This window comes from Candidatus Poriferisocius sp. (assembly GCF_965219775.1).
Taxonomy (GTDB): Bacteria; Actinomycetota; Acidimicrobiia; order Acidimicrobiales; family Bin134; genus Poriferisocius.
Map to the genome: position 1 here is coordinate 976,232 of NZ_OZ244793.1, position 13,528 is coordinate 989,759.

Annotated in this window: 12 protein-coding genes; 7 read left to right on the forward strand and 5 right to left on the reverse strand. The window is 70.3% G+C overall.

Translation table 11 applies throughout. The features are described from left to right. Nucleotides 1–5: 5 nt before the first annotated feature. Nucleotides 6–323: a hypothetical protein gene (locus tag ACOQPQ_RS04460; protein WP_420638243.1), complete on the forward strand. Its 318-nt coding sequence runs from the start codon at nt 6–8 to the stop codon at nt 321–323. Between the two features lie 98 nt (nt 324–421). Continuing rightward, complete coding sequence (locus ACOQPQ_RS04465) at nt 422–1,387, forward strand: LLM class flavin-dependent oxidoreductase (protein WP_420638244.1); 966 nt, start codon at nt 422–424, stop codon at nt 1,385–1,387. A gap of 18 nt (nt 1,388–1,405) precedes the next feature. On the opposite strand, the gene nth is transcribed toward ACOQPQ_RS04465, so the two are convergent. Continuing rightward, nucleotides 1,406–2,047 (reverse strand): endonuclease III, encoded by a 642-nt coding sequence (gene nth / locus ACOQPQ_RS04470; protein WP_420638245.1) that lies wholly within the window; start codon nt 2,045–2,047, stop codon nt 1,406–1,408. A gap of 64 nt (nt 2,048–2,111) precedes the next feature. Between nth and mshD the strand changes: the two genes are divergently transcribed. From mshD to ACOQPQ_RS04485, 3 genes are read left to right on the forward strand one after another with little or no spacing between them, the layout of a single operon-like run. Continuing rightward, complete coding sequence (gene mshD / locus ACOQPQ_RS04475) at nt 2,112–2,810, forward strand: mycothiol synthase (RefSeq protein ID WP_420638246.1); 699 nt, start codon at nt 2,112–2,114, stop codon at nt 2,808–2,810. Further along, nucleotides 2,807–3,523 carry a ubiquinone/menaquinone biosynthesis methyltransferase gene (locus tag ACOQPQ_RS04480; RefSeq protein WP_420638247.1) on the forward strand — a complete coding sequence of 239 codons (717 nt, stop codon included), beginning with the start codon at nt 2,807–2,809 and terminating at the stop codon, nt 3,521–3,523. The genes mshD and ACOQPQ_RS04480 overlap by 4 nt, the downstream gene beginning before the upstream one ends. A gap of 27 nt (nt 3,524–3,550) precedes the next feature. Next, nucleotides 3,551–5,098 carry an AMP-binding protein gene (locus ACOQPQ_RS04485; protein ID WP_420638248.1) on the forward strand — a complete coding sequence of 516 codons (1,548 nt, stop codon included), beginning with the start codon at nt 3,551–3,553 and terminating at the stop codon, nt 5,096–5,098. A gap of 10 nt (nt 5,099–5,108) precedes the next feature. Here the strand turns inward: ACOQPQ_RS04485 and ACOQPQ_RS04490 are convergent, their stop codons facing one another. Continuing rightward, nucleotides 5,109–5,954 (reverse strand): 1,4-dihydroxy-2-naphthoate polyprenyltransferase, encoded by an 846-nt coding sequence (locus tag ACOQPQ_RS04490; protein ID WP_420638249.1) that lies wholly within the window; start codon nt 5,952–5,954, stop codon nt 5,109–5,111. Between the two features lie 107 nt (nt 5,955–6,061). On the opposite strand from ACOQPQ_RS04490, the gene ACOQPQ_RS04495 reads away from it, so the two are divergent. Then, nucleotides 6,062–8,059, forward strand: a complete 1,998-nt coding sequence (locus ACOQPQ_RS04495; RefSeq protein ID WP_420638250.1) for a thioredoxin domain-containing protein — start codon at nt 6,062–6,064, stop codon at nt 8,057–8,059. A 166-nt stretch (nt 8,060–8,225) separates the two neighbouring features. Beyond that, on the forward strand, nt 8,226–11,120 hold the full coding sequence (locus ACOQPQ_RS04500) for a fibronectin type III domain-containing protein (protein ID WP_420638251.1): 2,895 nt from the start codon (nt 8,226–8,228) through the stop codon (nt 11,118–11,120). An 80-nt stretch (nt 11,121–11,200) separates the two neighbouring features. Here the strand turns inward: ACOQPQ_RS04500 and ACOQPQ_RS04505 are convergent, their stop codons facing one another. The 3 genes from ACOQPQ_RS04505 to ACOQPQ_RS04515 are packed head-to-tail and all read right to left on the reverse strand — an operon-like array spanning nt 11,201 to nt 13,518. After that, entirely contained in the window at nt 11,201–11,449 is a 249-nt protein-coding gene (locus ACOQPQ_RS04505; RefSeq protein ID WP_420638252.1) for a NifU family protein, read from the reverse strand. Further along, nucleotides 11,449–12,267: an SDR family NAD(P)-dependent oxidoreductase gene (locus ACOQPQ_RS04510; protein WP_420638253.1), complete on the reverse strand. Its 819-nt coding sequence runs from the start codon at nt 12,265–12,267 to the stop codon at nt 11,449–11,451. Before ACOQPQ_RS04510 ends, ACOQPQ_RS04505 begins: the two co-directional genes overlap by 1 nt. A 48-nt stretch (nt 12,268–12,315) precedes the next feature. After that, entirely contained in the window at nt 12,316–13,518 is a 1,203-nt protein-coding gene (locus tag ACOQPQ_RS04515; RefSeq protein ID WP_420638254.1) for a thiolase family protein, read from the reverse strand. Between the last annotated feature and the right edge of the window lie 10 nt (nt 13,519–13,528).

A 13,528-nucleotide genomic window follows, 5' to 3' on the forward strand; every position in this document is an offset into this window, starting at 1 on the left:
ATCATGTGCCATATGAGCTGAGCGGGATCATCACCGCGATCATCACCGTGGGCACCATCGAGGGCACCGCCATGATCACCGCCGCCACCCGCCCGGCGGCCCGCCGCTACGATCCGGCGGTGGACAACAGCACGAATTCCGCCGACGGGGCCGAGCTGAGTTCGATGAGCACCGTGTTGGACGACCTCCTCCAGCGGGTGGCCGACATGGCCCGCCGCTACGAGGACACCGACCGGGAGGACGTCTCCTTCGAACTGTACGAAGTGGAGCGGAGCCTGCGGGGCGCCACCCGCCGCCTCGACCGGCTCACCCGCAGCCTGTGAAGCGGCACGCACCGACAGCGGGTGACAAGCTGTACCCACCGACGCCACGTGCCGTCGGCCGGGCGGCAACCCCGCCACCGACATGACCGGGAGACAACATGTTCAACCTGCGCTTTGATCTTCGAACCCCTCCGTTCACCGAGGTCACCCACGGCGAGCAGTACCGCACCATGCTGGAAATGGTGAAGTGGGCCGATACCCGGGGGTTCGCCGGGGCCATCACCAGCGAGCACCACGGCACCGAGGACGGGTTCATGTCGGCCCCGCTGGCCATCTCGGCGGCCATCCTGGGGTCGACCGACAACCTCATGTGTACACTCTCGGCCCTGTTGGTGCCCTACCACGACCCGCTGCGGTTGGCCGAGGACATCGCCACCATCGACCTGATGGCGCCGGGCCGGTTCATCACCATTGCCGGCCTGGGCTACCGGGAGTTCGAGTTCGAGATGTTCGGCAAGGACCGCACCCGCCGGGGGCGCGACACCGAGGAGGCCATCCGGGTGATGCAGCAGGCCTGGACGGGCGAGCCGTTCGAGTACCAGGGCCGCACCGCGTGGGTCACCCCCAAGCCGGTGACCCAGCCCCACCCGATGATCATGGTCGGAGGATCGGTACCCGCTTCGGCGAAGCGGGCGGCCCGGCTGCGGCTTCCCTACATGCCCCCCATCGGGGATCAGGAGCTGGTGGACCTCTACTACGCCGAGGCCGCCGAGGTGGGCTACGCCGAGGCCTTCGCCATGTCCCCCGACGGTCCCGGCCTGGTGCTCGTCACCGAGGATCCCGAGGCCTTGTGGGCCAAGATCGGCCCCAACCTGCTCTACGACGCCCAGGCCTACGCGAGCTGGCAGTACCCCGACCAACGGTCCGGCTGGCACGTGGAGGCCGACGAGGTGGCCGACCTGAAAGCCTCCGACCAGTACGCCGTGGTCACGCCCGACGAGTGCGTCGAGCTGGTCCGCACCAAGGGAGCGGCCACGCTGCACCCCCTGTGCGGGGGCATCGACCCGGCCATCGGGTGGGAGACGCTGGAGCTGGTGGTGAACAAAGTGATGCCCGCCCTCTGACCGCCCGAGTGCGGGGCCTCAGTCTCCGGCGGACGGGCAGAACGAGGCCAGCACGCACTCGTGGCAGCGGGGCCGGCGGGCGATGCACACCCGGCGACCGTGGAGGATGAGCCGCAGGGAGAACTCGCCCCGCTCGGTGGCGGGCACCATGGGGTTCAGCTCTTTCTCGATCTTCACCGGATCCTTGTGCTCGGTGATCCCCAGCAAGCCGGTGATGCGGGCCACGTGGGTGTCCACCGGCAAGCCGGGCAGGCCCAGCGCCACGCTGCGGACCACGTTGGCCGTCTTGCGGCCCACCCCGGGCAGGCGCACCAGGTCGCCCATCTTGCCGGGCACCTCGCCCCCGTGGCGGCTCACCAGCTCCTGGGCCATGCCCACGATGTTCTTGGCCTTGGTGGCGAAGAATCCGGTGGACCGCACCAGCTCCTCCACATGGGAGAGGGGGGCAACCGCCAGATCATCGGGGGTGGGGTAGGCGGCGAACAGCGCCGGGGTCACCATGTTCACCCGCTTGTCGGTGCACTGGGCCGACAATATGGTGGCCACCAACAACTGGAAGGGGGTGTCGTGGTCGAGTTCGCACACCGCCTCGGGGTACTCCTGGGCCAAGAGCTCGTGCGTCCGCCTGGCCCGGCCCTTGGGTGTGCGCGGCGTGCCCATCGCCGGGATGTTAGTGACCTCCTTGGGGCCGGTCGCGACCCGCGGGGCCGGTAGCGTGGTCGCCGTGCCGCTCAGCGTCACCCGTCTGGACCAGGGGGAGTTCGCCTGGTCGATCACCGTGGACCCCGACCAACCCCGCGACGCCTCGGCCACCGACCGAATCCGGGCGGTCCTCGACCAGGCCGACGCCGGAACGCAGGTGCAGCTCTGGATCGAACGGGCCCGAGACGACGACGACCGCTTCGCCGGCGACCTGGGCTTTCGCCCCTACCGTGACCTGTGGCGGATGCAACGGCCCCTGCCCACCGACCGCTCCCCCATCGCCACTCGGGCTTTCGTCCCCGGCGCCGACGACCAGGAGTTTCTCCGGGTGAACAATCGGGCATTTCACTGGCACCCCGAGCAGGGAGGCATGACCCCCGAGGGCCTGGCCGCCCGCATGGCCGAGGACTGGTTCGACGCCGAGGGGTTCCGCCTGCACGAGCGCAACGGACGGCTGGCCGGCTTCTGCTGGACCAAGGTCCACCCCGACGAGAGGCCGCCGGGTGGCGAGATCTACGCCATCGCGGTGGACCCCGACTTCCACGGCCAGGGCCTGGGCAAGCCGATGACCCTGGCCGGACTCGACCACCTGTCAGACGCGGGCCTCACCGTGGGCTTCCTGTACGTGGAGTCCGACAACCACCCGGCCGTCGCCACTTACCGCGCGCTGGGGTTCCACCACCATGCCACCAACCGGGCCTACCGGTGGTCGGTGCCGTGACCGCGGCCGCCCCATTGCCCCAGGGTCCGGCCAAAGTGGCCGCCGTGCGGCGCATGTTCGACGCCATCGCTCCCCGGTACGACCTGCTCAACCGGCTGTTGACCCTGGGCCTCGACCGACGGTGGCGACGCCGGGCCGTGGCCGAGTTGCGCCTGCCCGCGGGCGCCCGGGTGTTCGACCTGGCCTGCGGCACCGGCGACCTGTGCCGGGACCTGGGAGCCGCCGGGCTCGGGCCCGTGGGTTTCGACCTGTCCACCGGGATGCTCCGGGCCGCCCAGGGCCACCGGGCGTGGGCCGACCGGCCCGCCCCCCTGGTGCTGAGCGACGCCTTGCGCCTGCCGGTCCCGGCCCACAGCGCCGACGGCGTCACCTGCGGGTTCGCCCTGCGCAACGTGGTGGATCTCGGGGAGCTCTTCGCCGAGGTGGCCCGGGTGCTGCGCCCCCGAGGGCGGGTCTCCCTGCTGGAGGTGTCGGAACCCACCCACCCGGTGCTGCGAACCGGCCACCGGGTGTACTTCGGCGCCGTGGTGCCCCGAATCGGCGGCTTGCTCTCCGACCGGGCCGCCTATCGGTACCTCCCCCGCTCGATGTCCTACCTGCCCCCCGCCGACGAGCTGTTGGCCATGCTGGCCGAGCACGGTTTCGACGCCGTGGAGCGCCGGACCCTGTCGGGCGGCATCGCCCAACTCATCACCGCCACCCGACGGCCCTGAACCGGTAGGCCTCCCCACCGATCCGCCGTGTCCCTGCTCGCCCGACACATCCCCGAGGACGACCCCCACCGCCTGGCCCTGGCCGACCAGCGGATCACCCTGGGCTGGGCCGAACTGGACCGCATGATGAACCGGGCCGTCCACCTGCTCCGTTCCTTCGACCTGGGACCGGAACGCCGCTTGGCCGTGTTCGCCGAGAACTCCGCCGAGACGGTGATCGCCTACGTGGCCGCCGCCCTGGCCGGCGCCTCGGCCGTGCCGGTGAACTTCCACCTCACCCCCGACGAGCTGGCCTACATCCTGGAGGACTCGGGGTCGGCCCTGGTGCTGGTGGGCCCCGAGACCGCGGCCCGGGCCCTCCAGGCGGTCGAGTCGGTGGCCGGGGCGACACCGGTGGCGGTGACGGGCTGGCACTGCCCCGACCACCCCGACGTGATCTCCTGGGAGGACGCCCTGGCCGGAGCCGCCGGCGACCCCCCGCCGACGGACACGCCGCCCCTCCCCCACCTGTTCTACACCTCGGGCACCACCGGCCGACCCAAGGGGGTGGAGGCGCCTCCCGGCCTCTACCGGGGCGGGGCCACCGTGGCCGACTACGCCGCCTCCTGCGAGACCCCCAACGCCGCCATCGGCAGCCACCTGGTGGTGGGACCGCTGTATCACGCGGGACCGTTCGCGGCCACCCGCAACCTCCTGGGCGGGGCCCCGGTGGTGGTGCTCGGGCGGTTCGATCCCGAGGCCACCCTGGCCGCCATCGACCGCCACCGCATCGCCAGCGTGTTCATGGTGCCCACCCACTTCAGCCGCCTGTTGGCCCTGCCCGATGACGTGCGGAACCGCTACCGCACCGACAGCCTGGTCTCGGTGACCCACAGCGGGGCGCCGTGCCCGATCTCGGTGAAGCGGGCCATGATCGACTGGCTGGGACCGGTCCTGTACGAGGGCTACGGCTCCACCGAGGTCGGGGGCTCGTGCCACATCAACTCCCAGGACTGGTTGGATCACCCCGGTTCCGTGGGCCGTCCGGTCCCCCCGTTCGAGGTGCTCATCGTGGACGAGGCCGGCAACGAGCTGCCCCCCGGGCAGGAGGGGCGGGTGTATATTGCCGACCACAGCGGCCGGGGCATCCGCTACCGCAACGACCCGGAGAAGACGGCCGCGGCCCACCTGCGGCCGGGGGTGTTCACCCTGGGCGAGATCGGCTACACCGACGAGGAGGGGTTTCTCTACCTCACCGACCGGTTCTCCGACATGGTGGTGTCGGGCGGGGTCAACGTCTATCCGGCCGAAGCCGAGCAGGTGCTGGTGGAGCACCCCGGCGTGGCCGACGTGGCCTGCATCGGCGTTCCCGACCCGGAGATGGGCGAGCAGCTCAAGGCCCTGGTGGTGCCCACCGACCCCGGCAACCCACACCCGACCCAGGAGTTGATCGCCTACTGCCGAGACCGCATCGCCCACTACAAGTGTCCCCGCACCGTGGAGTTCGTGAGCGAGGCCGCCCTGGGTCGCAGCGCCATGGGCAAGGTCAACAAACAAGCCCTCCGCGCCCCCTATTGGAAGGCGGAGCAGGAGTAGGCGTCAGCCGCTAGAGGGCCAGGCCCAGGGTCAACAGTGCGCCGAACACCAGGTGCAGTCGGGCGGTGTGGTTGAGCAGGGGTGCCTTGGGAGAAGCGGACAACGCCAGGCGCACCGCGAACCCGGCGAGCACCAGGGCGGCCAACGACAACAGCGCCCACGGGCGGGCCGCGCCCAGCGCGGCGCCGACGGCAATGGCCCCGCCCACCAGGGCGGTGTACAGCCAGGCCGCCCCCCGGTCGCCCAAGCGCACCGCCAGGGTCAGCTTGCCCGCGGCCCGGTCCTGAACGACGTCCCGCAGGTTGTTGGCCGCCAACAGGCCACAGGCCAACAGGCCCACCGGCACGGCGGCGGCCACGGCCAGGGCGGAGAGACGCTCGGTCTGCACGAAGGCCGCCCCCACGGTGCCCACCAGGCCGAAGAACACGAACACCGACACCTCCCCGAAGCCCAAGTAGCCGTAGGGCCGACGTCCCCCGGTGTAGTACCAGGCCGCCACCACGCAGGCGGCCCCCACCGCCACCAGCCACAACGCCGCCACGATGGCCAGCGCCAACCCGGCCCCGGCGGCCACCGCGAAAGCCGCGAACGCCGCCGTGCGCACTCGGCCGGGTGCCACTGCGCCACTCCCCACCAACCGGGCCGGACCCACCCGTTGGGCATCGGTGCCCCGCACCCCGTCGGAATAGTCGTTGGCGTAGTTCACCCCCACCTGCAGGGCCAGCGCCACCACCAGGGCCACCGCTACCCGCCACCACACCACGTCGGGGGCCACCACCGCGGTTCCCACCGCCACCGGCACCACCGCCGCGGGCAGCGTCCGGGGCCGCGCCCCCTGCAAAAGCAACTTGATCATGCGGCCAAGTCTTGCCCATGGCCCCGGTTCGTTAGTGTCCATGCCATGAACCGCCTCTTGGAGTCCGGGGCTCGGCCCGCCCCCGCCGCTCGCCACGGGAGCAACCCATGAACCGCCTGGACGCCGAGACCAGCCCCTATCTCCGCCAGCACGCCGACAACCCGGTGGACTGGTACCCCTGGGGGCCCGAGGCGTTCGCCGCCGCCCGGGCCGCCGACAAGCCCGTCCTGTTGTCGGTGGGCTACTCGGCCTGCCACTGGTGCCACGTGATGGCCCACGAATCATTCGAGGATCCCGAGACGGCCGCGGTGATGAACGAGCTGTTCGTCAACGTCAAGGTCGACCGGGAGGAGCGCCCCGACGTGGACACCATCTACATGGAGGCCGTGCAGGCCCTCAGCGGTCGGGGGGGCTGGCCCATGACGGTGTTCATGACCCCCGACGGTCGCCCCTTCCACGGGGGCACCTACTACCCCAACGTCCGCCGGGGCCAGATGCCGTCGTTCACCGAGATCATGCACCGGATTCACGACGTGTGGGTCAACCGCCGCCCGGAGGTGGACGAGCAGGCCGACCAGCTCACCCGGTCGCTGAACCGCACCGCCCTCATCCAGCCCGACCCTCAGCGGGCCGCCGCCGGCCCCGAAGCGGAGGCCCTCCAGCAGGCCACCGCCGCCCTGCGCCGCCAGTACGACGCCGCTTGGGGCGGCTTCGGCGGCGCCCCCAAGTTCCCCCAGACCATGAGCCACGAAGTGCTGTTGCGCTCCTACCTCCACAGCGGCGACCAGGACGTGCTCAACATGGTCATCAACTCGCTGGACGCCATGGCCTCGGGGGGCATCTACGACCATCTCGGCGGCGGCTTCAGCCGCTACTCGGTGGACGCCCAGTGGATCGTGCCCCACTTCGAGAAGATGCTGTACGACAACGCCCTGTTCGCCCGGCTGTACCTGCACGCCTGGCAGGTCACCGGCCGCCCCCGCTTCCGGCAGGTGCTGGACGAGACCGTGGGCTTCGTCCTGCGCGACCTGCGCCACCCCAGCGGCGGCTTCTACTCGGCGTTGGACGCCGACTCCGAGGGCGAGGAGGGCCGGTTCTACGTGTGGACCCCGGCCCAGATCACCTCGGTGCTGGGCGACGACGCCGAGGAGTTCATGGCCTGGTACGGCGTGACCGAATCCGGGAACTTCGAGGGGCAGAACATCCTGTGGCGGCCGGTGCGGGGCGACCTGGAGCGGCCCCCGGCGGTGGAACTCGGCCGGGAACGCCTGTTGTCGGCCCGCAACCTGCGCATCCCCCCCGGCCTGGACGACAAGGTGCTGCTGGAGTGGAACGGCCTGATGCTGGCCACCCTGGCCGAGGCGGCTGCGGCCACCGGCAACCAGCAGTGGATGGAAGCAGCCGTGAAGAACGGCGGTTTCCTGTTGGATCAACTGCGCCGGGCCGACGGCCGCTGGCTGCGCTCCTGGCAGGCGGGCGACGGCCGGCGACCGGCCCAGGCCCGCCACCTGGCCTACGCCGCCGACTACGCCGCGGTGGCCGACGCCTTCACCCGGCTGGGCGAGGCCTCCGGTCAGGCCCGGTGGATCGACGAAGCCGCCAACGCCACGGACGCCATGTTGGAGCTGTTCTGGGACGATGAGCGGGGCGGCGTCTACTCCACCGGCTCGGACGCCGAGGCGTTGGTGTGCCGGCCCAAGGAGATCGCCGACAACGCCGTCCCGTCGGCCAACAGCGCCGCCGCGGTGGCCCTGCTGCGACTGGGCACCCTCACCGGGCGGGCCTCCTACCACGACCGGGCCCACGACATCCTGGCCCTCTTGGGCGAGGTGGCGGCCAACCACCCCAGCGGTTTCGGCCACCTGCTGGAGGCGGTGGACATGGCGGCCACCGGCCTCACCGAGATCGTGATCGTGGGCGAGCGCCCCGATCTGGTGGACGCGGTGCGGGAGCGCTACCGGCCCAACGCGGTGCTGGCCTGGGGCGAGCCCTACCCCTCCCCGCTGTGGGACAACCGCACCGAGGGCTTGGCCTACGTGTGCCGCAACTACACCTGCCAACTCCCGGTATCCGACGCCCAGGACCTGCGCGCCCAGCTCGGGTGAGGGAGGCCCCCAACCCCGGAGGGGGGGTTCACCAGATCGACTTTTCCCTGGGATAAAGTTCAGGTTTGCGCCCGGAATGGTGCGCAAATCGCAACCATCGTCAGCACGACACAGCGAGCGCGAATCAGAGTGTTCGCCATGGTGGGCACGACATGGAGGGCACGAGATGGAGGGCATGATGTCCAACAGCACCAGCAACACCAGGCGGGCCCTGCGGTTGTGCGGGGCAGTGATGACCGTCGCCGGGCTGCTGGCCGGGCTCACCACGCTCGCGTCCGCCCAAACCAACACCACCAGGTACTACTCGGGCACCATCAACGGCCCGGACTACTGCGTCAACCGCAGCCTGGGCGGACCGATCACCACCGCATTCGACAGCAACGGTGACGGGGTGGCCGACACCTGCTCGCTCACCCGCACCCGCCGGGAGACGGCCGCCCGCCAGAACGCCATGGAGAGCCTGGGGGGCGAGCTTGCCCTGCTCTTCGGCCAGCTCTACGCCGAAGAGTGCACCAAAGTGGCCGAGACCTTCGGCGAACCCGTGGACGAGGCCACCGACGACTGCGCCGCCCCCCGGGCGGCCCATGCCCAGGGACGCACGCCGGTCGCCGTCCCCTACAGCACGATCCCCCTCGAGAACGTGAGCGATCGGTTCTTCTCCGGGCCGGTGATCACCGGACGCGCCTTCTGCCTCGACCGGAGTTTCGGCGGGCCGGTCACCTACCCGTTCGACAGCGACGGCAACGGCGTGGCCGACACCTGCTCGCTGCCCCGCACCCGCCGGTCGGCGGTGGCCCGCCAGAACGCCTTCGAGCGGTTGGCCCTGCTGCAACCCGCCCGGTTCAACCAATTGGTGGCCGTTGAGTGCCTGCGGGTGCCCGGTTCCTTCGGGGAGCCGGCGGCCGAGGCCAAGGACGTGTGCGCCACCGGTCAGCCCTCTCCCACCGGAACCACCCCCGGGACCGGCTCTGGCTCCGGATCCGGCTCCGGTAGTGGGTCCGGCAGCAGCAGCGGCAGCGGCAGTGGCGGCGGCACCACCACCCCCATCGTTCCGCCGACCGCACCGGTGGCCACCAATCCCGGCACCTACAACAAGCGAGCCGCCCAGAACCTCCGACTCGATCCCAACAACAACCAGATCATCGTGAGCTGGGACGTGGTGACCGCCGACGACGACACTTCCGACAACGACAGCGACCCCTACGACGCCGAAGCCGTGTACGAGTACGAGGTGTGGTGGACGCCTCGGGGCCAGAGCTGGCAGACCTCCCGCCGGGCCTACACCGACAGCGGTACGACGACCCTCACCATCAACGGGCTGGCGAACTACACCACCTACAACGTCCGGGTCAAGGCGGTCCGCGGCCTCTCCAGCGATCCCTTCACCCCCACTCTGTCCAGCACCCCCGGCTTGGCCGGTCCTCCCGTTTGGCCGGACGACAACCCGCTGACCAGCTCGTTCTACGGCCAGATCGCGGCCAACTGGGATCCCCCCCACGGCGCGGACGACGGCATCAACAGCTACATCGTCCAGTGGTCCACCAGCAGCTCCAGTTGGTCGGCCGCCCGCCAGGCGAGTGTGGCCGCCTCCACCACGGAGTACGCCATCACCGGCCTGTCCAGCGGCACCCACTACGTGCGGGTACAGGGGGTGACGGCCAACGGCCCCGGCACGTGGTCGCTCACCGAGTCGCTGCGGTTGACCAGCACCCGACCCACCCCCGGCCAGCCCCTGGAGGTGTCGCTGACCACCACCGGGGCCAACTCCCGCTCCTTGGGGGTCACCTGGACCAAGCCCGACCAGACCGACCCCAACCGCCAGCCCACCCACTATCAGGTGCAGTGGCGCAACCGCACCGCCGGGGAGGGCTGGTCGGCCAACGCCCGCCAGATCACGGTCGGCCCGGCCAACGCGGGCGGCGATCCGGCGACCACCACCACCATTGCCAATCTGACCGCCTCCAACGAGTACGAGGTGCGGGTGCAGGCCATCAACCGGGACATCGCCGGATCGTGGTCGTCCACCGCCCGCATCGTGTTGGGACAGGCGTCCGCCCCGTCGGGCATCACCCTGGATCCCGGCAGCCGCCAGATCACGGTGACTTGGACCAATCCCGAGAGCACGCCCTCCGTGCAGAGCTACGTGCTCCAGTGGAACACCAGCAGCAGCTTCCCGAGCAACTGCCAGACCAGCACAAGCTGCGAGCAAACCACGCCGTCAGCCGCCGGCGCCGGGAGTGAGTCCAGCTACACCATCACCGGACTGGACAACAACCGGCTCTACTACGTGCGGATGCTCTCCATCAACAGCAACGGTCCGGGACCGTGGTCCACGGTGGTCTCGGCCGAGCCCGGCACCCTGAGCGCCCCCAGCCTCACCTCGGTGGCCGAGAACGCCGACAACATCCGGTCGCTGAATGTGGACTGGACGTCGGCGGAGGAGAGCAACAAGGCCAAGGTCACCGGCTTCCGCATCCAGTGGCGGCGCGCGGGCAACACCAGTTGGAGTTCGAGCAACGTGTCGTTGGCTCAGGCTGATCCCGACGGCAACGACGGGCCCAACTACAGCTATGTCCTGACCGGTTTGACCTCCGGCACCAGCCACGAGGTGCGGGTGCTGGCCCGGAACACTATCGGGGACGGTCCCTGGTCGGAGGCCAAGAGCGCCACCCCGGGCGCCACGTTCGTGCCGCAAAACCTCGGCGTGGTAGTCCAATTGGACGCCAACAACCGCGACACCCTTACCCTGGAATGGGACGTGCCCACCAGCGCGTTGACCGTCAACAGCTACACCGTGCAGTGGCGCCGCTGCGGCACCACCGGGTTCAGTTGCGGAAGCTGGGGTTCCTCCCGCACCGTCTCCGCCGACGACACCCGTGAGTCCCAGTTCTCGGCCACCAGCTTGCGGGACGGGTACTACTACCAGGCCCAGGTCCGGGCCAACGGGGCCAGCTCCATCGGCGGCAGCGGCGGCTACCTCGAGTCGAAGATCTACAAGGTGACCATCGACGAGGACAACAACGACGCCGTCACCATCGAGGAACTGGTACAAGACGACTGACCCTTGCCAATCCCCCGGCCCGGCCGAGCCCGCTTGGCCGGGGGGTCAGCCCGCTCCCCTGACGTTAAGGATGGTCGCGGTCAGTCCTGCTCGCGGGGGTCGTGGATGGTCACGGCCTGTACCTCGCTCAGCCGTGAGCCGATCATGTCGAGGGCGATCTGTTCCAGGAAGTCCCGGGGCATCACGCACTCCCGGCACTCGGCGCCCTCCAGAATGAGCCGCAGGGCCACCGCGCCGTCACCGGCCGACACCACCTCCACGTCGCCCCCGTCCAGGGCCACCATGGCCCGCAACTCGCCCACGGCGTCGTCCAACAGGGTCTGGTCCATCACGGCGTCTCCTTGATCAGGGATTCGGAACCGAGATTCGGGGGTCGCCCCCGGGACAGGAAGGCCCCGGCGTCGGCCAGGATCAACTGCCCGGTGGTGCAGCGGGCCAAGTCGGAGGCCAGGTACACGCACAACCGCCCCAGTTCTTCGGGCAGGGTCTCCCGGCGCAGCGGGGTGGCGGCCACGATCTCCTGGTAGTGGTCGGCGGGAAAGGCCTCCTTCACCACCTCGGTGAGGGTGGTGCCCGGCGCCACCGCGTTGACCCGGATGCCGTGAGGACCGAGTTCCACCGCCATGGACCAGGTCAGGTGGTTGATGGCCGCCTTGGCCGCGGCATAGCTCGACATCATGGGCGACGGTCGGGTGGTTTCCCCCGAACTCACGTTGAGGATCACGCCCCCTCCCTGCTCCATCATCACCCGGGCCTCGGCCCGACCGCACAGCGCGGTCAGCACCACGTTCTGATCCAGGATGTCCCGCCAATGGGCGCCGTCGGTGTCCACGAAGCGGGCCACCCCCCGTCCGGCCATCATCCCCACGTTGTTGACCGCGATGTCCAGGCGGCCCCACCGGTCCACCACCCCGGCGACGAGCTGTTCGATGGCCTCGTCGCCCCGCAGATCAGCGACGTGGGGAGCGGCGGTGCCCCCCTCGCCGGCGATGAGTTCCACCGTCTCGGCGGCCGGTTCGGCCCGCACGTCGTTCACCGCCACCGCGGCGCCCGCTCGGGCCAGCCACCGGGCGATCTCCCGGCCGATGCCCGCTCCCGAACCGGTGACCAACGCCACCTTGCCGGCGTGATCGATCTGGACGCTCATGGGCAGGGGTGACCGGCGCGGGGAGAGGGATTCGGTTGGAGGTGGGGCTCAGCCCACCCCGCTCTTTTCCAGGATGTGGACCCCGCAGCTCGAGCCGAGCCCGATCACGTGGGCCAAACCCACGTTGGCCCCCTCGATCTGGCGGTCTCCGGCCTCGCCCCGCAGGTGGGTGGCCACCTCGTAGACGTTGGCCACGCCGGTGGCGCCGATGGGATGCCCCTTGGAGATCAGCCCGCCGGACACGTTCACCGGGGTGTCACCGTCGCGCCACGGCGCGCCCCGGTCGATGAAGTCGCCGGCCCCGCCGGGCTCGCACAGGCCCAGGTTGTCGTAGTGGATCAGCTCGGCGGTGGCGAAGCAGTCGTGCAGCTCCACCAGGCTGAGATCCTCGGGTCCGACCCCGGCCTGCTCGTAGGCGGCCTGGGCGGCGTTGCGGGTGAGGGTGTTCACGTCGGGCTGCATGTGGCCCGATTCCACGTAGGGGTCGGTGGTCAGCACCGAAGCGGAGATCTTCACCGCCCGGGCCTGTTGCTCCTTGCTCAGGGAGGCGAACCGCTCCTCGCCCACCAGCACGGTGGCCGCCGCCCCGTCGCCGGTGGGGCAGCACATCAGCAAGGTGTTGGGGTACGACTGCATGGGCGACCCCATGACCTCCTCCAGGGTGAACTCCTTTTGGTACTGGGCCAGGGGGTTCAGGGTGGAGTGGGCGTGGTTCTTCTGGGCCACCTTGGCGAACTGCTCGAAACCCACGCCGTCGTTGTCGTTGGCGTACTCCATACCCGCCTGGGCGAACACGCCGGGCATGGTGTCGGTGCCCAGGATGCCGTCGATGGCCATCACCGCCCCGTAGCGGCCCGACGGCTCGTACACGTTCTTCTCCTTGCGGGATCCGCCGGCCAACAGGCCCATCTTGCCCATCTGCTCCACGCCGATGGCCAGGCCCAGGTCGGCCTCACCGGCCCGAATGGCCATGATCACCGTGCGCAGGGCGGTGGCCCCGGTGGCGCAGGCGTTGGACACGTTGTACACCGGAATGCCGGTCTGGCCGATCTGCTTTTGCACCTGCTGGCCCATGCCGGAGCTGGCCTGGAACAAGGTGCCGCAGGCCAAGAGGTCCATGTCGGACATGGTCACCCCCCCGTCGTCCAACGCCCCCAGGGCGGCCGCGGTGGCCAGGTCCACGGCGTCCTGTTCGGGATAGCGCCCGAACGCCGTCATGTGCGTTCCCAGTACCCAGATGTCTTGCGCCATTGTCGGCCTC

Excerpts from the sequence above, each read along its gene's own strand:
- ACOQPQ_RS04515 (WP_420638254.1), bottom strand. The coding sequence starts at position 13,518 with ATGGCGCAAGACATCTGGGTACTGGGAACGCACATGACGGCGTTCGGG.
- ACOQPQ_RS04490 (WP_420638249.1), bottom strand. The coding sequence starts at position 5,954 with ATGATCAAGTTGCTTTTGCAGGGGGCGCGGCCCCGGACGCTGCCCGCG.
- ACOQPQ_RS04505 (WP_420638252.1), bottom strand. The coding sequence starts at position 11,449 with ATGGACCAGACCCTGTTGGACGACGCCGTGGGCGAGTTGCGGGCCATG.
- ACOQPQ_RS04500 (WP_420638251.1), top strand. The coding sequence starts at position 8,226 with ATGGAGGGCATGATGTCCAACAGCACCAGCAACACCAGGCGGGCCCTG.
- ACOQPQ_RS04510 (WP_420638253.1), bottom strand. The coding sequence starts at position 12,267 with ATGAGCGTCCAGATCGATCACGCCGGCAAGGTGGCGTTGGTCACCGGT.
- nth (WP_420638245.1), bottom strand. The coding sequence starts at position 2,047 with ATGGGCACGCCGCGCACACCCAAGGGCCGGGCCAGGCGGACGCACGAG.
- ACOQPQ_RS04465 (WP_420638244.1), top strand. The coding sequence starts at position 422 with ATGTTCAACCTGCGCTTTGATCTTCGAACCCCTCCGTTCACCGAGGTC.
- ACOQPQ_RS04495 (WP_420638250.1), top strand. The coding sequence starts at position 6,062 with ATGAACCGCCTGGACGCCGAGACCAGCCCCTATCTCCGCCAGCACGCC.